This window comes from Deltaproteobacteria bacterium, assembly GCA_018668695.1.
Classification (GTDB): Bacteria; Myxococcota; XYA12-FULL-58-9; order XYA12-FULL-58-9; family JABJBS01; genus JABJBS01.
The window spans coordinates 1-22,763 of record JABJBS010000393.1; the positions used below are offsets into that span (position 1 = coordinate 1).

General features: G+C 50.4%; 21 protein-coding genes. 5 read left to right on the forward strand and 16 right to left on the reverse strand.

Going from position 1 to position 22,763, the window contains the following annotated elements; genetic code table 11:
• From HOK28_23165 to HOK28_23185, 5 genes are all read right to left on the reverse strand, one after another.
• Positions 1–871: hypothetical protein (locus HOK28_23165; GenBank protein MBT6436009.1), on the reverse strand; the 871-nt coding region annotated here is incomplete at its 3' end.
• A 3-nt stretch (positions 872–874) separates the two neighbouring features.
• On the reverse strand, positions 875–1,660 hold the full coding sequence (locus HOK28_23170; protein ID MBT6436010.1) for an outer membrane lipoprotein-sorting protein: 786 nt from the start codon (positions 1,658–1,660) through the stop codon (positions 875–877).
• Positions 1,657–4,575 (reverse strand): MMPL family transporter, encoded by a 2,919-nt coding sequence (locus HOK28_23175; GenBank protein MBT6436011.1) that lies wholly within the window; start codon positions 4,573–4,575, stop codon positions 1,657–1,659. Before HOK28_23175 ends, HOK28_23170 begins: the two co-directional genes overlap by 4 nt.
• 267 nt (positions 4,576–4,842) lie before the next feature.
• Positions 4,843–5,460, reverse strand: coding sequence for an SRPBCC family protein (locus HOK28_23180; protein ID MBT6436012.1), 618 nt, complete (start codon positions 5,458–5,460; stop codon positions 4,843–4,845).
• Between the two features lies 1 nt (position 5,461).
• Positions 5,462–7,117 carry an FAD-binding protein gene (locus tag HOK28_23185; GenBank protein ID MBT6436013.1) on the reverse strand — a complete coding sequence of 552 codons (1,656 nt, stop codon included), beginning with the start codon at positions 7,115–7,117 and terminating at the stop codon, positions 5,462–5,464.
• A gap of 186 nt (positions 7,118–7,303) precedes the next feature.
• On the opposite strand from HOK28_23185, the gene HOK28_23190 reads away from it, so the two are divergent.
• Positions 7,304–7,690 carry a SnoaL-like domain-containing protein gene (locus HOK28_23190; protein ID MBT6436014.1) on the forward strand — a complete coding sequence of 129 codons (387 nt, stop codon included), beginning with the start codon at positions 7,304–7,306 and terminating at the stop codon, positions 7,688–7,690.
• A 25-nt stretch (positions 7,691–7,715) separates the two neighbouring features.
• On the forward strand, positions 7,716–9,263 hold the full coding sequence (locus tag HOK28_23195; GenBank protein MBT6436015.1) for an acyl-CoA synthetase: 1,548 nt from the start codon (positions 7,716–7,718) through the stop codon (positions 9,261–9,263).
• Positions 9,264–9,323: 60 nt separating this feature from the next.
• Here the strand turns inward: HOK28_23195 and HOK28_23200 are convergent, their stop codons facing one another.
• Positions 9,324–10,124 carry a crotonase/enoyl-CoA hydratase family protein gene (locus HOK28_23200; GenBank protein ID MBT6436016.1) on the reverse strand — a complete coding sequence of 267 codons (801 nt, stop codon included), beginning with the start codon at positions 10,122–10,124 and terminating at the stop codon, positions 9,324–9,326.
• 307 nt (positions 10,125–10,431) lie between these two features.
• Here HOK28_23200 and HOK28_23205 point away from each other — a divergent pair, with 307 nt between their 5' ends.
• Genes HOK28_23205 through HOK28_23215 form a run of 3 tightly spaced genes read left to right on the forward strand, consistent with a single transcriptional unit; the run spans position 10,432 to position 13,149 of the window.
• Positions 10,432–10,791 (forward strand): DUF4499 domain-containing protein, encoded by a 360-nt coding sequence (locus HOK28_23205; GenBank protein ID MBT6436017.1) that lies wholly within the window; start codon positions 10,432–10,434, stop codon positions 10,789–10,791.
• A complete protein-coding gene (locus tag HOK28_23210) occupies positions 10,788–12,176 on the forward strand; it encodes a cytochrome P450 (protein MBT6436018.1) in 1,389 nt (462 codons plus the stop codon). Before HOK28_23205 ends, HOK28_23210 begins: the two co-directional genes overlap by 4 nt.
• Before the next feature lie 19 nt (positions 12,177–12,195).
• On the forward strand, positions 12,196–13,149 hold the full coding sequence (locus tag HOK28_23215; GenBank protein ID MBT6436019.1) for an aromatic ring-hydroxylating dioxygenase subunit alpha: 954 nt from the start codon (positions 12,196–12,198) through the stop codon (positions 13,147–13,149).
• Between the two features lie 42 nt (positions 13,150–13,191).
• Here HOK28_23215 and HOK28_23220 read toward each other — a convergent pair whose 3' ends face one another.
• From HOK28_23220 to HOK28_23265, 10 genes are all read right to left on the reverse strand, one after another.
• Entirely contained in the window at positions 13,192–14,163 is a 972-nt protein-coding gene (locus HOK28_23220) for a Rieske 2Fe-2S domain-containing protein (protein ID MBT6436020.1), read from the reverse strand.
• A 39-nt stretch (positions 14,164–14,202) separates the two neighbouring features.
• Complete coding sequence (locus HOK28_23225; GenBank protein MBT6436021.1) at positions 14,203–14,799, reverse strand: TetR/AcrR family transcriptional regulator; 597 nt, start codon at positions 14,797–14,799, stop codon at positions 14,203–14,205.
• A 41-nt stretch (positions 14,800–14,840) separates the two neighbouring features.
• On the reverse strand, positions 14,841–15,971 hold the full coding sequence (locus HOK28_23230) for an acyl-CoA/acyl-ACP dehydrogenase (GenBank protein MBT6436022.1): 1,131 nt from the start codon (positions 15,969–15,971) through the stop codon (positions 14,841–14,843).
• Between the two features lie 9 nt (positions 15,972–15,980).
• Entirely contained in the window at positions 15,981–17,153 is a 1,173-nt protein-coding gene (locus HOK28_23235; GenBank protein ID MBT6436023.1) for an acyl-CoA dehydrogenase, read from the reverse strand.
• Between the two features lie 33 nt (positions 17,154–17,186).
• Positions 17,187–17,753: a PaaI family thioesterase gene (locus HOK28_23240; protein ID MBT6436024.1), complete on the reverse strand. Its 567-nt coding sequence runs from the start codon at positions 17,751–17,753 to the stop codon at positions 17,187–17,189.
• A 106-nt stretch (positions 17,754–17,859) separates the two neighbouring features.
• Positions 17,860–18,615 (reverse strand): glucose 1-dehydrogenase, encoded by a 756-nt coding sequence (locus HOK28_23245; GenBank protein MBT6436025.1) that lies wholly within the window; start codon positions 18,613–18,615, stop codon positions 17,860–17,862.
• Between the two features lie 15 nt (positions 18,616–18,630).
• The gene (locus HOK28_23250) at positions 18,631–20,244 is read right to left on the reverse strand and encodes an acyl-CoA synthetase (protein MBT6436026.1); all 1,614 of its coding nucleotides are present in this window, start codon (positions 20,242–20,244) and stop codon (positions 18,631–18,633) included.
• Between the two features lie 28 nt (positions 20,245–20,272).
• Complete coding sequence (locus HOK28_23255) at positions 20,273–21,430, reverse strand: thiolase domain-containing protein (GenBank protein MBT6436027.1); 1,158 nt, start codon at positions 21,428–21,430, stop codon at positions 20,273–20,275.
• On the reverse strand, positions 21,430–22,488 hold the full coding sequence (locus tag HOK28_23260; GenBank protein MBT6436028.1) for a thiolase domain-containing protein: 1,059 nt from the start codon (positions 22,486–22,488) through the stop codon (positions 21,430–21,432). Before HOK28_23260 ends, HOK28_23255 begins: the two co-directional genes overlap by 1 nt.
• Positions 22,488–22,763, reverse strand: a 276-nt coding sequence (locus tag HOK28_23265; protein ID MBT6436029.1) for a DNA-binding protein, incomplete at its 5' end; no start/stop codon positions are given. The genes HOK28_23265 and HOK28_23260, both read right to left, overlap by 1 nt.

A 22,763-nucleotide genomic window follows, 5' to 3' on the forward strand; every position in this document is an offset into this window, starting at 1 on the left:
CACTGAAGCCCTTGTAGTACATAAAACCGAGACTAACGCCAAGGAGGTTCATACCCATGTGGGCGCCATACTGGACGTTCTGGCCCAAAAGGCCTGGTGTTTTTGTATCCACATCAAACACAAACTCACCACCAGCACCGGCGAAAGCAGGAGCCAACGAAGCCATGGCTTCCAATGAAGGTGAATTGGCCTGAGAGGCCAAAAGCTCAGTGTTTTGAAATGCTACAAGGCCAGATTCAGGAATCACGCCCGTTCGAAATACAGGTACAGCCACGCCGCTGAGCGTGAACTCGTCGAAGAGAGTTCCGTTGTCACCTTCGATATACCAAGGCGCAGTCCACGTCAGAACAGCCATTTCATTGGCAACGCGGTCACCGAACTTAATCGGATCTTCAAGGTCCAATGCATTCACCGGGTTGGTTGGGTTGAACTGATCCGCGCTACCCCACTCTACAATCTGACGACCAAGTCGAAGGTCGAGCCCTTCAATCAGAAAATCGTAGAACTCAACATAAAGAGCATCGCTCTCCAGACGGTACCCATCGATAAGAGTACGATCTGTCAATTGCTCAAGATCCACAACCTGACTTCCGCCAAAGAAAACCAGCTTGAGGTCCGCGGTGGCTCCGGCAAAATCCGTGCTCCAATAACCGCGATAGCCCAGGGTATTTTCTAGCCGCTGAATCTTGTTCCAAATCTGGCCTTCCGCTTCATTGGGATGAGCCTTGCCTGGAATCCAAATGCGTAAATCGCTTTCCACATAACCAGCCGTTTCATCTTCTGCATGAGCCGGGCTCTGGGCAAGTAGACCCAAACCCAACAACGCCAAAACCGTGCTATGTAGAAACTTATTCTTTTTGATATTCAACATGAATCAAGTCCCCCGGATGAGCCAACGCTTCGTAAACGTCTTGTCCGAAATTGTTTTGTTGGTCGTCTGGTCGAGCACTTCAAGATCTGTAGAATGATTTCGAGTGAAATCAGTCATGGTTCCCTTGTAGTAAGTTGGGTAACCAGCGCTGTCCTTCTTTAGGTTTGAGCGAAGCTGCTGCTTCACTTTCACACCATCATCATCGAAATAAGTGAGGTCACGCGGTACGAGAACCGCCTTTTCCATAACCACTTCAATGCGTGAATACGGAACGTCGCTGCTCGCTTTACGGGTTAGAGTAAGCATAACCTCTTTATCGTTCTGGCTCTTAACCGCAGCATCAAAGTAAGGCGCGAAACGAAGCATCTTCAAATCGTCCATGCTAAAATCAGTGCCCTGAAAACCCTGCTTACGAGCATGAGCAGCAACCCGGCGTACCTTCTTGGACCCCGGTAGTTTCACATAGATTTCGCTTGAACTCTTTATAACAAGACCCATGCCTTTGAGGTCGGCAGGCTTCGAGAAACGAATCGCCGTTCGCTTACCATCTTTGGTCAACTGCTTGAGGATAATTTCTTTGCCCGCGTCGTCACCGCCTCGCAAAGTCATCTTCACATCACGGCTCACATCTGGCGCCGGATTGGCCCGGTCATCCGCTTCTTGCAAGAGAGCATTGCCGCCGAGCTTAACAAGTTCTTCAAAGGTTTTACCGGCGTAGGCGTTGGTGCCAAGCGCAAAAGTAAAAACAAGAGAAGTCAAAGTGAACAATGTAACCTTCATACGGTTCATGAGGTGGTACTCCCTGTTGAATGAATTGGCCCAAGCCACCTTAATAGCGCGGGCACGAGGATAAGTGTTGCAAATGCGCTTACCAGCATTGCAGCAGCAGTTAATAATCCTACATTGCGCATGGGCACGATATTCCCCAGTGCTAGCAACGCAAAACCAATCGCAACTTCGAGCGCATTAACAACAATGCCCCATCCGGTTGCTTTCATCGAGTCTTCAAGTGCAAGGTGGGTTTCATTGGCTGCAGGCGTTCCGTAATGCCAAATAAAATGCACAGCGTAATCAATACCGATACCAATCGCGATAGACGTCATCATAGACGTTCCAACATCCATCGGTATTCCACTCAGTCCCATAATTCCGAATGTAATCATCAGCGTAAAACCAGCCGGAACCGATGCAACAAACGCAACACTGAGCCTTCGAAAGAAGACCGCCAATGCCAAAAAGACAAGAACAGAGGAGATTGCTAAGCTCTGCTCCTGATTTTTCTGAACGCTTACGTTCATGCCTTCGTACACCAGCGGCGTGCCCGTCACATCGAGCTTCAGCGGTACTGTCGCCAAAATTCTATCGGCCGTCACCGCATACTTAGGTAAGGACGCAGTGTCATCACCCAACACACCCAGCACCCGCTTCAGCGCACTCCGAGCGCTCGGCGTTACTTTCCCGCCAGCAATGGCAACGATATCTTTCACGCGGCCACTGACTGCTCCGCCCTGAACCAGCGCCGACAGGTTGCCCGCGATGTAGAGCACACTTTCACGGAAGGCCTCTGGGTCCTCGCGGTCTTCGTCATCTGCGATTGCCCACAACACCTGATACAGCGCCTCAATATCCATCCCCGCGGTCAAGATGCCAGCGACTTCGGGAGCCACGGCCTGAAGCGTTGCTCCCTCACGCAGGTAAATCATCTCGTCGTTTATGATGTCTTTACCGAGTTGTTCGAGGACGGGCGCTAGCAGAACATCGGCTCCTGGTGCCTTGACTTCTTTCTGAAGTGCCGCAGATAAAGCGGCGTTACTCACACCTTGGATGCCGTCTTTTTCAAGCACGGACACGAGATGCGAAATCATCTCACGACGCTCAACTTCAGCTTCTGCGTCTGTCATCGTAGAGCGTGTTACACGCACTCTGTCTACTTGCCAGGAAGCACCTTCAACAGCCTCCAGGCGCTTTGCAAATGCCAATGCATCGGCGATATTTTCGTTTCGCACCTTCACGTGAATCAATGCATGTTCCCACTTGGGATCGACAATAAGTCTTAGATTGGGATCGCCTTCAGCCAACGCAGCAATAGCTCGCACAGTATCAGGATTCGCCGGCACGCGGCGCTCTCCAAACAAAGCTTCGCCCGCTAGCAACATAGCGTCCATAATAGATTGAGTATTGGTCACACCGGGCTGAGCAGCAGCGTATGTGGCGATTCGGTCAATTTCCATCAAGACCAACGGGTCTTTGATATCTCCCGTAACCTGAATCTGCATGTAGACGGAGCCACCGAGATGGTCCTCAAGAAAGTCTTCGGCCAGAACCGGTTCGCTGCCCTCCAAGAAGAAGTCACGCATCGTCATATGGGTTTTACCTTCGCCCATATAAACCCAAGAACCGCCCACCAAAATGCCAATCACAACCGCGGTTAACCATGGCTTTCGAATCACAAAGTTGGCACCGTCAATCATGCCCTTCAAGGCCCAAGCTGGGGTTCGTCCACCCTCACGAACGGGCAAAGGAAAGAGAACGCAAGCGGCGGGAACCACGACGAGTGCCAGAAACACAATCACAAGTGTTCCCACAAACATCCAAACACCAAACGAACGCATAGGCGCAATATCCATGGCCACGAAGGACAAGAATGCCAAAGCGCTGGTTAGACCGGCGATAAAGATTGGCGGACCCACCTCGCGAACCGCCTCGCGGACAGCAGTGAGCCGATCGACAGAACCTGAATCCAAGTGAGCGAAAACCCGCACCAGAATATGAATCGAATAAGCACTCCCCAATGCAAGCAAGAGCATCGGTAAACTTGAAGACACGAGCGTTAGCGGCTCGCCCACAAGCCCCATCAAACCTACTACCCATAGAATTCCAATCCCCACTGAAGAAAGAGCAATCAGCGCCCCCGTTAGGCTTCGAGCCGTGAGAATCAGGATAAAGATAATGGCACAACCAGAGATCAGCGAGAGACGCAGAATATCATCGCGGGTAGTGTGAACGATGTAGGAGCCAACAAAGGGTGCCCCGCCGTAGTGGATTTCTAAATCTGATTGATTCTTCGCTAAAAGCCCATCTGCGTGCTTGCGTATGGCGTCCGCCACATCTTTGCCGATGGTTCCTGGCTTGAGATAGCCAAGTACCAAAGCCGCTTTTCCGTCTTCCGAAATCATGGCGCCAACAACATGCTCCCGAGAGAGCACTCGCTTTCGCGCATCTTCCACAAAGACCTTCACTTCCGGCGAATCCACGGGTGGTATTTCGGGAATCAAGTCATTCACGACACTCACATCGTCAAGGCCATCGTCAGACTTTTGAACTTCGATATCTTGCAGCGCCATGAAGCTAGATGAGAACGAAACGCCTTCCACCGTGGTCAGGGTTTCTGTGAGTTCACGAAGCTCTCTGAGTCGTCTTGGGGTAAATAGGTCTTCATTGGCAGGTGCCTGCACACCAAGCATGGCGATATTGAGGCCCTGAAAGCGCTCACCTATTTCTTGAAACTGGCTAACCTGCGGCGAATCTTCCGGGAGAAACTTGAGGATATCGTCGTCGTATTCAACTTGCCCGAGTGAGGGCAGTAAGATGACCGTGAGTCCCAGGATGATACCGAGCGAACTACGGCAGTGCTCACCGGCAAACCCTCCGATCAGCAGTGCCAATCTCGTAAAAATGCTCTCCTGGCCCTTTTGTTCACGCATCGTTTTTACAGCTCCCCCAGGTGTACGAACGCCGGTCCCTCCATGCTTCTTCTTTACCAAAAAAACACGGGAGATCAGGTAGATAGAAAGCTGCTCGGCTCATGTCAAGCAAGCCCGTCGAAGCGATTTTCAGGCTGACATTTCCTTACCGGTTGCCACCGCCCCGCACTACCACCTTTGGGCCCTCCCAAAGGGGCACAAACCTGATTTTGAATGCCTAACGGCTCATCGAGAAGTCGTCTACGCAAGACATCCAGCTCTCAACAACTATCCAACATTCTCGGTGGGATGCTGAAGACCATGAGCAATTTCAAGATGTTCCGCGATTTTATTGGCCAACTGCTCTGCCATGGGTTCCAACATTGGAGTGATCATAGCGTTGACCATGGGTGCCATCGGGCCCTCGGCCTCCATAGCCAGCTCAAAAGTGAGCTTTGATCGGCCCCCGCCACCTGAGCCCGGCGCAGCCCGTGCTATCTGCTGAGCTCCAAGCGACTTTTTCACCAAAAAGCCAACGATCTTACTCCAAAATCGAGCGAAAAATCCCGGTCTTTGTTGCGTCACCAAAGAAACATCTTCGGCTTCATCGCTTCCAAGCTCAACCACTGTGACAATGCCCGAGCCCTTAACTGGCTCATTGATACCCGTTAACGAGAAGGCGACCTTCTTTGGGCCATTCCATTCGGTAATACTCACCTGAAACTTTGCGATCCGGCTCATGGCACCCACGTCACTGCGCAGTGTCCACATAGACTCGGTCTCGGTCTGCTTCTCATGAGTCTGGTAGCCGAGCATGAAGGGAGCCCAATTGTCCATTTCTTGAACAAACTCCCAAATCGCAGCCGGCAATAAGCTCATCTCTGTTGAATATGCTACCGACGGCATTCTAAACCACCCCTGCTGCATGACGGCCGGCCACATAGCCCCATGTCATCCCGCGTAGGTTTGCAATACCACTTTGGTAACCTGCCCCCGTATCGATCACAGCAGCGGAATTACCAACAGCATAGAGCCCCTCGATAACCTGACCCCGAGTGTGAACAACTTGGGCATGCTCATTGGTCTTCAGGCCAACCGCATTTACTCCAGCTCCAACCGGAGTCAGCCTCATCCCGTAATAGGGAGGTTTATTAAGAGGTCCCAAATTAGGATTCTTTCGGTTCTTGTCGCCAATCATCATATTGGCCCACGGGTAGCGGCCACGTTTGAAGTCGGGGTCGACCCCATCCTCTGCGTGTTTATTAAAATGAGAAACTGTTTCTACAAAAGTTTCAGCATCTACTCCAAGTTTGGTCGCAAGTTCTTCGAGAGTCTCTGCTTGAACTGCAAGCTCCTCCGGAACCGGCTGGCCTGGCATATAAGTCGCCAACGGGTACTTATCTCTAAAGTTCTGATCGAAGATTAAAAAAGGAGGAAAGTTTGGCTGGCTTTGCTCACAGCCATCCCATTGACGGGTACGTGGCAAATAATCTCGGTAGAAAGACTCATCACAAAACCGCTCGCCCTTTTTGTTGACCCAGATAGCATGGGGGTAACCACCCTCCCACGATGCCCGCCATAAGGGCTTCCCATCGTGCTCTTCTCCTGGAATATGAAAACCAAAGAACATTGCTAAGTTAAACGAAGGGACACCTGCATGCCCTGCGCCGGCATCTGAGCCAAGCCGAATGTTGTCGCCGTCAATATGCGGCAAACACATGCTTTGCCACTCCGGAAGATGCTCGAAATATTTAGCAAGCTCTTGATTCCAATCGTATCCGCCAATACCCAGAATAACGCCGTCTTTAGCGCCCACATAAAAGTCTTCACCTTCTTTAGAAGCTTTCACACCAATCACTCGGCCCCCTTCAACCACCAATTCCACTGCCGGGCAGTTCAGGTAGGCAGGAATACCTCTTTCGAGCATCGCCGCTTTCACGAAATAGGCCATCATCCCTGGGCCAAATCCACGCTGATCGGCCATGATTCGGCTGCCCATGAGATTAAAGTCCCAAAGTAAGATGTTTGATAGGCCTCCCCATGAGAAGAGTTCGTCATGGGTAATCCCAAGTGGCATATGAGGAGATGAGTAAACTTTCTGCTGCCATTCACCGAGTTCTTTGCCGTCGAACATCTCAACTTCTAAATATCGGCCGTGGGGCAATGTTCCTGGTGCGTGTGGGTGATGATAGTCTGGGAAGTTCTTAATGATCTTCCACTTCAAGCCTGCATTCTCTTCGAAGTACTCCGCCGCCTGAGGCCCCACTTCTAATAGCTTACGCAGCAGCTCTTTATCGTTGTATCCACCCGACAAGAACTGAAAGTAAGGCTGTCCACCACCCTCGGCTTCTGCGACACCTTCTTCACGCATCTTGTGATTCCCCGGAACGAACACTTCACCGCCCGAATAAGCACATACACCGCCGAGTTTGGGAGCTTTTTCCAGAACTGCGACCTTTTTGCCGGCATCATGCGCCACAATCGCAGAGCTAAGTCCACCAAGGCCCGAACCCACCGAAAGTACATCGACTTCTAAATCCCATTGAGCTGGTCTGCTTGCCATGTCTTCCTCCCAAATGGGCTCGAATAAGAGCCCCTAGAACATGTTTCACCGTACTTGCGGACCGCCCTTAACGCAACCGAAAGGAGGACCCTGAAATATGTCTTTTTGTAACCATGTCGAAGGACTCTTGCGCACGTCTTGAAACATGTTCTAGTTTGCATCTTAGGGACACCTCAGGAGCGAAACATGCCAGATGCAAAACAAGTAAAGACTGCCCTTCAAGGATATATTGATGGCTGGAAAAATGCCGACCGCGAGGCTTGGCTTGCCCTCTTCGCCAAGGATGCAGTTCTGATAGATCCAGTGGGCGCGGAACCCAATACCGGCCTAGAAGCCATCGCGGCATTTTGGGACCGTATCCATGAACTTCCGATGAGCTACGAGCCCGTGGTGCACCGTATCGTTGCTTGCGGTGATGAAGGCCTCTTGGTCTTTAAGATGATTTCCCGCCCCGAAGGCAGCAACGGCGGCATGACCATGGAAATCGTGGACACCTTCACCATTAATGACGACGGCAAGATTACCCAGCTTAAAGCGTATTGGGACAATGGCTGTATGGGCATGCTTAACTAAACCACTCGAAAAACAGGATAGAACAATGGCAGAATTAGGATTTTGGAACGTAGCTCAAAAACACCCCGACCGACTCGCACTCGTCACACCAGACGAAGAGCAGTTAACATTTGGGCAACTGCTGAGCTCTTGTAATCAACTGGTCCACGGCATGCGTGCGATGGGGCTTAAAAAAGGCGACACCATTGCAACCGTGCTCGATAACGAAGCACCGGTCCTCGAAATATTCCTAGCCGCCGCTCAAGCCGGTATCTACGTGGTACCTATCAACTATCACCTCGTTGCCCCTGAGATTGCCTATATTGCAGAAGACTCTGAGGCTAAAATCTTCATCTGTAATGAAAACTTTGCAGACACCTGCCATGAAGCTCTCGAGACGTTTGGCTTTCCGAAAGAAGGACGCTTCACGACCGGCAGCGACCCACGCTTCAAAGCTCTGTCTACGCTCAAGGATGGCCAGCCTGACACACTTCCCGACGACCGGGCTCCCGGCACTGTGATGAATTATACTTCAGGTACCACCGGACGGCCCAAAGGTGTACGACGACCAATTCCATCCATCGATCCTGATACGATGGGTGAACAACTTGGTATGTTCCTGATGCTCTTTGGTATGCAGGCGATAGACGGCGTCCATCTCTGTGGCTCCCCTCTTTATCACACAGCGGTACTAAACTTCTCAACCTACAGTCTCCATATGGGACATACAGTCGTCATCATGGGCAAATGGCAACCAGAGGACCATTTACGGCTTAGCGAAACCTACAAAGTAACGCACAGCCATATGGTACCGACCCAATTTCATCGGCTGCTCGGCTTACCGGATGCCATCAAAACAAAATACGACCTTTCCAGTTACCGGCATATGATTCATAGCGCCGCACCATGTCCTGTAGAAACGAAGAAAAAGATGCTCGACTGGTGGGGGCCGTGTGTTTACGAATATTACGCAGCATCTGAAGGCGGCGGCACACTCGTTACGCCAGAGCAATGGTTGAAAAAACCAGGAAGCGTTGGCACTCCATGGCCTATCTCGCAAATCCGTGTTCTCGACGATGAAGGTGAGCCCTGTAAACCCGGAGATATAGGCACGGTCTTTATTCGAATGGGCGATATGACCTTCGAATATCATGGCGACAAAGATAAAACGAAAAAGGCGTGGAGCGATGGCTTTTTCACCGTAGGTGATGCCGGCTATTTAGACGAAGATGGCTTTCTCTTCCTCTGCGATCGAAAGGCCGACATGATCATCAGCGGAGGAGTTAACATCTATCCCGCAGAAATTGAGGCAGTCTTGTTTCAATTCCCACAAGTTGCTGATGTTGCGGTCTTTGGAGTTCCCCATGAGGAATGGGGAGAACAAGTAAAAGCCGTCATTGAGATGGATGCTAACGATGCTCAGAATCAAGAGCTGGCTGATACTATTTTATCCTTCTGCCAAAAAAATCTAGCGAAGTATAAATGCCCCAAAAGCGTGGATTTCATAGAAAATATGCCGCGTGATCCAAACGGCAAACTCATGAAGCGAAAGCTTCGAGACCCCTACTGGGAAGGCCGCGAGCGAATGATTTAAGATTGATGGATGTGATGCGAACCGGAGGCCCCTCTTAACCGAGGGGCACACCTTCAGGCTCTAGCATCCTTTGAAATTGGGCTTGCGCTTCTCTGCAAAGGCCTTCGGCCCTTCTCTCGCGTCCTCGCTTTTAAAGACAATTTCAGAACCAATTTTTAGACCATTTTGCAACGAGTCTTGCTCGCTCATTTGGAGGCCTTCTTTAGCTGCCTTTTTAATAGCCTGAACCGCTAGAGGGCCGTTGGCCGCTATCTTCGAGGCGAGTTTCTTCGCCTTTGCCAATGCTTCCCCTTTTGGAACAACGTGCCCAACAAGCCCCATCGATAGAGCTTCCTGCGCACTCAACATTCGGCCCGTTAGCAAAACATCCATGGCCATCGTGTAAGGGATCTGCCGCGGTAACCGGGTGGTTGATCCACCAAGAGGAAACAAACCCCATTTCGGTTCAGTTAAACCGAGCGTTGCCCCTTCGGCAGCGACTCGAATATCCGTGGCCTGAATGATTTCGGTACCACCACCGACCGCCACACCTTCAATCGCTGCGATCAGAGGCTTTTTCAGGTCGTAATGTCGTAGAAGGGCTTTCCAATGAAGATCTGGGTCTGCCTTGAATTTCGCATGCCACGGATTATCTTCCTGATTACCGTGCATCATTTTTAAGTCGGCACCCGAGCAGAAGTTACCGCCAGCTCCTGTAAGAATCACACAGCGAACTTCCGGGTCATTGTCTAACTGTTGCCACGCATCCCACATCCGGCAAAGCATCTCTAAGTCAAATGCGTTCACCGCCTCGGGGCGGTTCAGGGTTACGGTCGCTACATGACCATCTTGTTCGATTAGCAGTGTTGGATCGGCTGACATGGTATACTCACCTTTTGTACCTACATAGACATGGGCGCAAAGCCCCTGCCCTGGAATTTCATCCCTATAAACCTTTCACAATGAAGGGTTTATGACTCTCTAAAGAACATGTTCTAGAATGTCGGGTCAAGCCGGAAAAACGTCATAAAATAGTAACGTTACGTTTGCTTTCAAGCTCTTACAAACCAACGCCATAGCGCCTTGAAACATGTTTCACTCTGTTGCAAACTGATCATGGGTAGCCTCATCTAAGGGTCTTTGGATGCGGGTTTAAAAACCATTCTAGTAAATACCCACGGGGGCTCTGATGACGTCAATTCCTATCGAAAACACAAGTACTGAGGATCGAGTAGATGCCCCAGCACTCCACTGGTGGGTTTCCATCATTGGTGGGCTGACGCTCCTAGGATTTCAAGGACTACACACCGAATTCTACACATGGTGGGTAGCCAACATGCACGCGTTGCCGGCTCAAAATGTCATGGCCTGGATTTTTGTGGCGTGCTTACCCATTCATCTTTACGAAGCGGTTTATGTTTACCGAGTAGCACAGCATATCGGGATGCCTAAATCGGCCATGGGATGGGCCGTTCAAACTTTCGTTTTGGGATATCCCTCGACCCACCTCATCCGTAAACGCGCCAAGGCCATGGGAGCATCCAAGTGAGCACAGCAGCAGTACAAAATCCTCCCACCGGACTCAAGGCTCCCGGCCCAGAGGGAAAGTTTCTAATTGGCAGCACTCTCGACTTTCAAAAAGCACCACTCCAATTTTGTCTGGACATGGCAGAAAAATATGGAGACATCTGTAAATTCAAGGTTGGGCTCGACACGTGGCATCTAGTAAACAATGCCGAATTCATTCATGACGTAACAGTCAAGAAGGCCAATATCTTCCACAAACCCAGGCTCGCCAAAAGGCTCTGGAAACCCTTCTTGGGCGATGGCGTACTCTCTTTGGATGGCAGTGCTTGGAAGCGTCTTTCACGAATGATCAAACCCGGCTTCCATAAAAAGCGAATCGATGCATACGGCGAAATCATGGTACAGCATACTCTAGAGATGCTAGAGACCTGGAAGAATGGTCCACGGGAAGACATCTGCGCAGACATGACAGCCGTTACCCTACGTATTGTCGCCAAAACTCTCTTCGACGCAGACGTAACTGGCGGAGATACCGATATTGTTGGAAGTTCAATGCATACCCTTCAAGAGTGCATGGTTGAACATATCAATATGCCCCTGCCCGTTCCAAAGTGGTGGCCCGGCGCTACAAACAAACGAAAACTTAAAGCCATCGCAGATATCGAAAATATCGTTCAAGGCATCATCGATGAGAGGCGCGCCTCTAAACAAGACAGAGGCGACCTACTTTCAATGATGGTCTTCGCCCAGGACGAAGAAGGCAAAGGTATGAACAATACCGAGCTACGAGATCAAGCCATGACACTGATTTTCGCAGGACATGAAACAACCGCCATGGCTCTCAGTTGGATGGCTTATCTCATGGGACAGCATCAGGACGTTGTTCAAAAAATGCGAGACGAAATTCAGGAAGCTGTTGGTGACGGTATCCTCTCTGTTTCGGATCTTCCCAAGCTTCCTTACCTAGAGATGGTGGTGAAAGAGTCCATGCGGATCTTACCATCGGTTTGGGCATTTATGAGGGAGCCGACTGAGGATGTTCAAATGGGAGACTATGTGATCCCGAAAGGTGACCAGGTCTTGGTAAGCCCCTATGTTATTCATCACAACCCTAAGTATTTCGACAATCCCGATGAGTTCCGACCAGAACGTTTCACCCCTGAAAATGAGCGGAAGCTTCCTAAAGGGGCATATGTACCTTTCGCTGCGGGTGCGCGAGTATGTTTGGGCAAGGCGTTTGCCATGATGGAAGCACGACTGATTTTAGGAACCATGGTTCAACACGTCGATTTTGAAGTCGCTAACGATTTTGAATTGGACTTTCTAGCTCAACTATCTTTAAGTCAACGTGGTGGTCTTCCCATGAACGTTAATTTTATAAGAGAGCCCTCTTCAAAGGCTGGCTGATAACGAGAAGGAGATTCCTGTGGCTGAATCTATACCAGAAAAAACAATCTTTCCGCGCGGCTGGTTTGCCGTAGGCTACTCTGACGAAATTAAAAGTGGAGAAGTAAAGGGCCTCGCATACTTCGGCACAAAGTACGCAGCTTTTCGAGACGAGGAAGGAAAGCTTTCCATTCTAGACGCGTACTGTCCTCACCTCGGCGCTGATATGAGTGTCGGTGGTAAAGTAGAGAGCGGATGCATACGTTGTCCGTTCCATGCATGGAAATTCGATGGTAGTGGCAAGTGCACTGAGGTACCCTATGCAAAAAAAATTCCTCGAGGAGCAAAGGTAGGCAGTCACCCCGTCTCTGAGGTCAACGGAATCGTATTCATGTGGCACGACCCTTCCGGAGAAGAACCACACTACGAAATACCCGTCGTTGAACAGCACAGCTCAGACGACTGGTTAGACTGGTCCATAAACTCCGTAGTCATCAAAACCCATCCGCGTGAAGTTGTAGAAAATGTAGCAGACGCCGCACACTTCCCAACGGTTCACAACACCCATGTCGATAAATTTGACAACATCTATGAAGAACATAAAGCGACTCAACTCACTGAGGGCATCGCCTACCCAAGAGGCGGCGGAGAAGACAAGTTTACTTTAAACGCCACCTACCATGGGCCCGCCTACCAAGTGACATATATGAAGGGCGTTATTGAAAGCATATACTTTCAGGCACACACTCCTATAGATGAGAATACGCTCCAACTGCGGTTCGGCGTGTCCCTGCCAGTACTTGGAGGTGACACTGAAAAGTCTAAAAAGTTTGCAGCTATGTATGTGCAAAACTTAACAACGGGCTACCATGAAGACATTCAGATCTGGGAACACAAAACTTATAAAGACAGACCTATTCTAGCTCCTGGTGATGGCCCCATTGGAAAACTTCGTAAATGGTATAGCCAATTCTTTATTCCACGGGCCGAATAATTTAGGTCGAAAAAAAAGGGCCTCCAATGGAGGCCCTTTTTATTAAGCTGCTGCTGTATCGCTTTTTTCTTCGCTTTCAGCATAAAACTGTTTGCACCAGCGTCTAAATATACCGATAGGTCCATCACCATCACATAAGAGCGGCCGCTCATGATGTATCTTATTTTCCCAAATAGGAATGTCCTGTTCGAGCTGCCGAGAGACTTCACCCATAAATGCAGCACCTACACCCTTAGTCACATCAGCATTACCCACTTTCTTTACTCTAAAAGAAAATCGGACATCAACATACTCTTCATCAATCGGTGTCACCGAGTTGATAAGCAATGTCTCAACAATTCCAGTGAACCGGATGTAAGCAAATCCAAATCCATAGGAAGTTGACTGAACTTGTCCGTCAACACCGCCCCGTGGCGTCTTCATTCCTGTGGTAGATGTCACCTTTAAGATATGGCCATCCACTTCACCCTGGGAAACGGGCATATTGCTCGCGCCATGTACATAATGAAAATGCGCCGAATCGACAGCATTCTCCGCCATTTCTTGATTTCGCGTTTTAATCTTCCATGAACGGCGCTCATCCTTGGTCCACTCTTCAGAGCGGGTCTCTTCAAGATCTGGTAACTCCCACTTCGGCTCACCACCATTTGGATGGTGCCAGATCATAACTTGGCCGTTACGCTCTACCGTATGCCAAGTTCCTATCTTAGCCTTCGAAGGTATCTTCTTAGCATAGGGAACTTCGGTACATTTTCCGTCACCGTTAAACTTCCAGGCATGAAACGGGCATTCAATACAATTACCCTTAACCTTACCGCCGTGACCGAGGTGAGCTCCTAAATGGGGACAAAAAGCGTCCAAAACTTTAACCTCACCATCGTCACCCCGAAAAGCAACCAAGTCTTGTCCAAAATATTTAAGAGGAACAACTGACCCAACCTCTAGTTCGTCGCAATATGCAACTTGAAACCAACCGATTGGATACGGGCTGAAAGGGAATTCTCTGTTTTCCATTATGATGCTCCTGAGCCGGGCTTAAAATGTAAGCCTGAGTTAATCGTTTTCCATATCTGTCATACCGCGCAACAAGAGTTCCGCGGCAACGCGCATTTGCTCTACGACCTTCTTGCGCGAATGGAGCCCACTGCTCCAACCGACCAATGATGCGAACCAAACCTGTTGTAAGAGGAACGAAACATTCTCTTCCAACTCACTCACTTCTGAATCATCGTCAATTGCAGCACCGCGTAGCGCCACTGTTATTGTTCGTGTCATCGCACTGTGAAAATTTGCCACCCGAGGGCTTAATTCGGGGTCACCTGATGCAACCGCACGAAGAATTGCCTTCGCGAGGTTGGGCTTTTTCGTAAGACCCTTCGTCGCTAAATCGAAGAAACCCAACACTCGCTCGAGCCGTGTTCCCTCGGTTGACATCTTTTTGCTGATGCGTCGGCCAAGTCGTTCTGATTCCAGCTCCAAGGCCGCAACCAACAGATCTTCCTTGCTCCGAAACCGTTTATAAAACGTTCCCAAAGCCACACCTGCATGAGCTGCTACATCTCGCATACGCACAGCCTCAAAACCGCCCTCTTCAGCCAGTTCTACGGCCGTGGCCACGATACGTCTCGTTCGTTCTTCTTGCTCCAACATCCCGCGTCTTCCTTTTCACATCTCGTAAACAAACAATCGAATTAGAGTGCTTCGCTCCCAGTCGCCAAATGACTGCCCAGCCGTGCCAACATCTGATTTGCCCCGCCGAGGGTCAATTCCATCTGACGGGCCAAAAGCGAATACCGAAACAACGGATAGTCGCAATCAACCCCCATACCACCGTGAATGTGCTGAGCGGAAGCTGCAATTCTATGACCACCTTGAGATGCCCAATATTTCGCTATCATCACCTCAGTGCTCGCCTCTTTACCCGCAGCCAACCTCCACAACGCTTGCTGCGCCGTGACACCCATGGACTGCAAATCGATAAAGGCATCGCCAGCTCTTTGGCTGACCGCCTGAAACGCGCCGATGGGCTGCCCAAACTGCTTTCGTGTTTTTGCAAATTCTGCCAGCATCTCGAGCTGCCGCTCAGCAATGCCCCACTGCAGAGCGCAGATACAAGCCCACATTCTCTCGACCATCCAACGGATTTGCGAACCATCGGAGGTCAGCTCCCCCACTTGATTCTCCAAGCTAACTCTTACGCCGTCTAGCGAGAGCTCTCCTTGCTCTTCAAAACTTGTGGTCACCTGTCGCTCAACGCTAACGCCGGTATCCTTTGGATTGACCAAAAAGAGCCCCACCTGACCATCTGTGGTAGACGCAGGAACCAAGACCCAGTCTGCTTGTAAAAGCGCAGGGACACACGTGTTATTACCCGTGAGGACGTAGCCGTCGTCACCCTTGATAGCTTGAACCGCTGGCTTAAGAAAATTGAGATTCGTACTTTGAGCCAGCGCGGAAGTGATCACACACTCGCCACTTGCAACCTTTCGCAGCACACGCGACTTCAATGCGTCGTCACCAAATTCTGCAACGGTCATGGCCGCTATACCACTGGAATGCATAAGAGGAATTGGTGCAGCTACACGGCCTTGCTCCTTGAGTAAAATACCCAGCTCTACAAGCCCCATCCCTCCGCCACCATGTTCTACCGGCAGAGCAATACCCAAAAGCTCCGCCTGCCCGAGGGCGTCCCATACTTTATGATGGACAGAATCAGCCGACTTGCCTAAGGCTTTTAAGCTGTCTTCACTGACTTCAGATTCAAAAATCTTTCGAGACAATTCTTGAATACTCTTCTGGTCTTCTGAAAATCGAAAATCCATTGTCTTCTCCTAACGTGACCGTGGCATGCGAAGACCTGCCATCGCAATAATATCTCGTTGAACTTCATTCGTGCCGCCGCCAAACGTCAAGATAAGCAGAGCCCTGTAGTAACGCTCAATACGCCCGTCTAGAATGGATCCCGCTGAACCTTTTTTCAGATAGCCGCTCTCCCTAAGAACTTCCATCAGAATTCGGTAACCTTCGATGAAGTACTCACTCCCAAAGACCTTAATCGCCGAAGCCTCAGCCGGTTCCAGGGCACCTAGATCAATGTTTTGTGCCTGACGCCAATTCATAAGCTTAAGTACCTCGGTATGTGCGCATACATGCGCAAGGTTGCGCTGCACCCAAGGTTCATCAATATATCGACGACCATCCGACAACTTCAGATCCTTCGCCCATTGAGTAATTTCTTCGAGAAACCGTTGAAGCGGACCCACTGCCATCAACGCTACACGTTCATGGTTGAGCTGGGTGGTAATCATCTTCCAGCCTTGATTCAAGCCGCCCACCAAGTTGTCTTTAGGCACCCGAACGTTGTCATAATAACAGGCGAAGGTTTCATTTTCACCCATGCATTCAATGGGGGTGAAGGAGAAACCCTCTGCATCGGTGGGCACGATGATCATGGAAATCCCTTTATGCTTTTTAGCATCGGGGTCAGTCCTTACGGCACACCAAATGTAATCGGCATGAGCCGCCAAAGAAGTCCAAATCTTCTGTCCGTTAATCACCCACTCATCGCCATCCAACACGGCTGTCGTTGAAAGCGATGCGAGATCGGTACCGGCATCAGGTTCGGTATACCCAATTGAGAAATGCAAATCACCGGCAAGAATCTTAGGAAGATAAAAGTCCTTCTGCTCTTGTGTCCCGAAGGTGGCCAATGTTGGACCAACGGTATTTAAGGTGAGAATCGGAATGGGAAATCCAGCTCGCTGAACTTCATCGAAAAAGATGAACTGCTCAACCGCCGGCCTTTGCTGTCCCCCGAACTCTTTCGCCCAACCAATACCAAGCCAGCCGTCCTTACCCATTTGGTGCATAGCCTTTGTGTAATGGGGACCACCACCTTCACTGGTCTCAAGCTCTTTCACCAACTCGGGTGTTAGCAGCTTCGCCATATAGGATCTCATATCCTCACGGAGCTTTATTTGTTCAGGTAATAAATCTATCTGCATGGTTGATTCTTTCGTGGCCTCAGGGTCATCTTGCTAAACGCTATCTTTTCGAATTTGTTCGAAGAGCGCTCTAAGAGACGTGTTGTTTACTTTCACCATCAAACAATCAGCGCTTGCGATCAGTTGATTGTCGCTGCGAAGCTGAGCCTCACAAAAAACGCTTTTTCCCTGCTCTTCTTTTACCCAGCCTTCAAGCTGGAGTTCTTTATTAAGCGGGGTTGGCTTATGATATCGGACACTAAGCTTACCGGTCATACTTGGAACTCCGGTACGTACCATCAGTGAACCAAAAATTTGGTCAATCAACGCGGCTACAATACCGCCGTGTGCCGCTCCCGGCGGGCCCTCATAGGCATAGCTTAGTGTCACCACGCCAAGGACTTTGTCGCCCTCTTCCCGCACTACCATCGGCGGTGCCAGAGGATTACAGACACCCAGCATGAAATTACGGTCAGCATAAATACCGCCGTCGTGTTCCCAATTACCACTTTTGACGGTATCGAAAAAAGTCGGTCCAAGCTTGGCACCAAGCTTCTCAGCCAAACGCTCCACGGTATCTGCAGCTTCTGTAACCGCTTTATCCTCTACTTCCGTAAACATACTATGCTCAATCAACCGCCGAAGGTTCGAAGCCAGCCGGCGCCGCTCTTGCCATCGATGAGATTCTGCATTCCTATGTAGTTGCCAGCTTTGTTCCGTCATATTTTCAGCCCAATGCCCAACCGTTATCAATGGTGAGTATCGAACCATTGATGTACTTACTCTCATCGGAAACGAGGAAAAGAGCAGCATTGGCTACTTCTTCAGGTTGGCCGTACCGTTGAATCATTGGAAGATAGGGAGCCATTTTCTCCATACCCATTTGATTTGGCATCTTCCCCATAGCCATGGGTGTCATGATTGAACCTGGTGCAATTGCATTGCAGCGAATGCCCTTATCGCCGTAATAAAAGGCGATTGATTTTGTAAGCCCGTTCACACCATGTTTAGAGGCTGTATAAGCAGTGCCTCCTCGTCCAGCACTCACTGACGCCACGCTGGATGTATTTAAAATGGTACCACTTCCTTGCTCAAGCATGATGGCAAGAGCTCGTCGAGATAACATCATGGGCCCCGTAAGGTTCACGGCTATTACTTTGTCCCAAAGTTCATCCGTGACCTCCGCAGCAGGTGTTAGGCCATCTAAGACCCCTGCGTTGTTACAGAGAATATCTAAACGCCCATAAGCAGAAGTAGCTGCAGCAACAAGCTTGTCGGCACCCTCTGGCGTACAACAGTCTCCAATAACTGCAATTGCTTTACCGCCGTCGGCCTCGATGGATTCTACAACCTCGCTGGCTGCCTTTTCATTCAGGTCACCGATAACAACACTGGCACCTTCTTTGGAGAACATCGTGGCCATGGCTTTCCCAATGCCGGATGCTCCTCCCGTAACAATTGCGACTTTATTTTCGAGTTTCATTATGCAACTTCCTAGTTAAGCTTGTGCTTCGCCCGTGGCGATATCTTTGGCCCATCGATAATCTGGCTTCCCACTCGGGTGACGAAGAACAGTCTCAACTGAAAAATACTCACGTGGCACTTTGTAGCCTGCTACCTTCGTGCGGCAGAAACTGAGTAAGTCATCGCTGTTGACGCTCATTCCTTCTCGCGGCTGAATGACTGCAGCCACGCGCTGACCCCATTTTTCATCGGGCACTCCAACAACAACGGCGTCCATGACCGCCGGGTGTGCCTTAAGGCTTTCCTCAACTTCTTCCGGAAATACTTTCTCACCGCCGGTATTGATACAAACAGCCCCGCGCCCCTGGATGGTAATCAAGCCATCCTCTTCCACCATCGCCATGTCACCCGTGACAACCCAGCGCTCTCCCTTGATCTCAATAAAGGTCTTGGCTGTTTTGACGGGATCCTTGTAGTAGCCAACAGGTAAACGGCCTTTGCGTGCTAGAAAACCAATCTTATCGGAGCCTGGCTCGATGGGGTTATGATCTTCGTCAATCACAACATTGCCATCATGCATCGCAAAAGTGGGACGGCCCGTTGCGCTGTTTTCAAAGGATGCACCCTGGTGACCGGTCTCAGTGGCGCCAAAGTTATTGAGAATCATCGCTTCAGGTACAAGCTCTTGCATTTCGCTTTTAACACTGTCGGATAAAATCGCGCCTGCTGAAACAATAACCATCAGAGAAGATGTATCGTAATCACCGTTTTTAACTTCATCGCTAAACGGCCGAGACATCGCATCACCAACCAACGTAATGGTATTCACACCCTCTTTTTCGATGGCTGCAAGCACACGTGGAGGATCAAAACTTGGTCCCGGAACCACAATAATTTTCCCGGCCCCAAACCAACCAATGATGGCTGTCCATTGTGCTGCACCATGAATAAAAGGAGCAGCTGGTAAAAAATTCATCGACAACGAGTCGCCAGAGGCAATTCGAGCGGAGAGTTCCTCTGCCTTTTGGTGATGTTCACCGCCAGGGTTCCCGCCTTGTAAGCCCGCAAAGAAAAGGTCCTCGTGACGCCACATCACACCTTTGGGCATGCCTGTCGTGCCGCCGGTATAGACGATAAAAATATCATCACCGCTTCGCTCTTCGAAATCACGCGTATCGGTGACCTCGCCCAACGCGGCTTCGTACTCCGTTGCTTCGATGCCATTCATGAGCTCGACTTTTGCACCCGTGGGATCATCAACGTAAATATATTGTTCAAGAGTTGGCACTTTTTCAGCAATCGCAGCAACGCGGCCTGCGTATTCCCGCTGAAAGACCAAGGACTTCAAGTCTGCATCGTTAAACAGATAAAGCAGCTCATCCTCTACGTAACGGTAGTTGATATTAATCGGAACCGCTCGCACCTTAAGGGTTCCCAGCATCGCCTCGAGAAACTCATGGCCGTTGAATAAATACAGTCCAACATGGTCACCTGAACCAATGCCTTTTTGCTGAAGCACATGGGCGAACCGGTTGGCTCTCTCGTCCAACTGCTTATAGGTAAGCCGTACATCCCCACTCACTACAGCTTCATTATCTGGGATGACATCGGCAATCGATTCCATCAACGTTGCAATATTGAATTCCATCGCTGGATTCCTCCGCGGCATAGCCGCCTTAAGGTTTGTTGGCTCCTACGAGCCACATAGCAAAGTATTGTGAGCCACCGCCGTATGCGTGTCCCATGGCCAACTGAGCACCATCTACTTGGTGGTCACCGGCCTGACCCCGTACCTGTCGTGCAGCTTCGGCGAACCGCAGCATCCCCGACGCCCCAATGGGATTCGTCGATAGAACACCACCTGAAGGATTCACGGGGAATTTCCCGCCAAGCGCAGTTGCCCCAGACTCGGTCAGCTTCCAACCATCGTTTTCATCTGCCAAATCAAGATTCTCGATCCACATGGGTTCAAACCAACTGAACGGCACATAGAGTTCCGCACAATCAATTTGTTCCCTCGGATTGGTAAGACCTGCTTCTTTGTATAGAGCATGCGCGCAATCACGTCCGGCGCGAGGTAAAACTTGGTCTCGTCCGGCAAAGAGTGTTGGCTCCGAGCGCATTTGCCCAGCATGAACCCACGCAGATTTACCCGACAACTTGTCGGCAACAGCCTCACTTGTGAGAACCATTGCACAAGCGCCATCAGAGGATGGGCAGGTTTCTAAATACCGAACGGGGTCCCATAACATCGGCGACTTCTCAACAGCTTCCATGCTGATGTCGGGCATATGTAAATGCGCATTGGGATTTTTTAGAGCATTTGTCCGGTCCTTGACCGCAACCATTCTGCCAACATGCTCTGGGGCATCACTGCGGCCCATGTAAGCACGAATCAAAGGGGCGAAGTAACCGCCCGCCCCGGCCATCATCGGAGGCTGAAAAGGTATCGTTGGAGAAAGAGCCCACATCGCGTCGCTTTCACTTTGTTTCTCAAAAGCAACGGTAAGAACGCGCTCATGCTGGCCCGATTGAATCAAGCTGGTCGCAACGAGAGCGGTTGAGCCCCCAACGCTGCCTGCCGTATGAACACGGATCATCGGCTTACCAACTGCTCCGAGAGCATCTGCCAAATAAAGCTCTGGCATCATGACGCCCTCAAACATGTCTGGCGCCTTGCCCAGAACCACGGCGTCGATGTCTTGCCAGGTCATGCCCGCATCTGCGAGAGCTCGCTTCGCTGCCTCGCGAACCAAGCCAGCGATGGAGACATCTCCACGGCATGCTTCATGTTTGGTTTGGCCTATTCCTGAAACTGCGCATAAAACTGACATTACGCACCCTCCAACACAGTGACGAGATTTTGTTGTAAGCATGAACCACTGGTTGCATGCGCTAGGCCGCGATCTCCATCACCGGCCATAATACGCTTGGCTACCTCACCCACTCGGATAAGCCCTGCACTCATCAACGGGTGCGCTGCCAAGGCACCGCCCGAAGGATTGATTTTCGTACTTTCCTCTAGGTTTAACGCATCTCTTAGGATTAGCTCCTGATGAGAGTAAGGTGCGTAAATTTCTGCTAAATCGATTTTGTCTTTCCCCACACCGCATTTCTCTGCGGCCAACTTGGTCGAGGTCGAAACCGCTAGGTTCCGAAGACCTGGCTGATGAGCTTCTATTCGATGGTCGATAGACTTCACCCAAACCGGGCGTTTACAAAGTTCACGCGCTTTGTCGGCAGTAGCGATCACCATGGCCGCTCCCCCATCGGTAATGGGCGGACAATCATGTTTACGCAGAGGCGACGCGATGTAAGGCTGAGCCAAAATATCATCGATACTGTGGTCGCCCTTCACTTGTGCGTATGGGTTGCTCTTGGCGTCACTTCGAGATCTCGATGCCACTTGGGCAAAGTCTCGCTCGGTGTATTTCCCAGCATCTAAAAGCGCCTGGGCTTGCAGAGCAGCCAAGCTGATAGCATCTGGTCTCAAAGGCGCAATGCTGTAGGGGTCCATCTGAAGACCCAGAACATCCACCAAATCATTCGCGGTTGATGAATTACCAAAGCTGTAGATCAGCGCCGTGTCCATATCTCCGTGCTGCAGACGAATCCAAGCTTCTTGAAACGCCCAAGCACCGTCCATCTCAACATGGGATTCAGGAATCGGCGGCCAAGCCCCCACTGCATCCAATGCACGTACGAAACTAAACGGAATGCCTGACACATAATCCGTGCTGGCTGAAATCGTGAAGCCCATGTCCTGGCGCTTTAGCTGTGCCATTTCCAAGGCTTCGGTAATCACCGGGGAAACAAGCTCTGTTTCACTCCGGGCGGGCTCTCGCCGCACATTCTTTGCCTGCGCAAATCCAATGATGGCAATCTCTTTCATCAGAGGTGCTCCTTGTACAAGTCAAATGGGGCATCGGGCTCACCGGTGGGTGAGAAATACTTGATGTTTTCAGTGGTGTAGTCCCACTCTTCTTTAGGGCGCCATACAGCTTTGACCCGCATGCCCATGCGTACGTCTGAAAGTTCGCAGTCACCGATTAGGTGAAGCATCGGGATATCTGAGCCGTCTAAAAGAATTGAAGCCGCCAAAAATGGAATCTTCATCTTTTGTCCTGGGAACGGTACGTTCACGATACAGAAAGTGGTGATAATGCC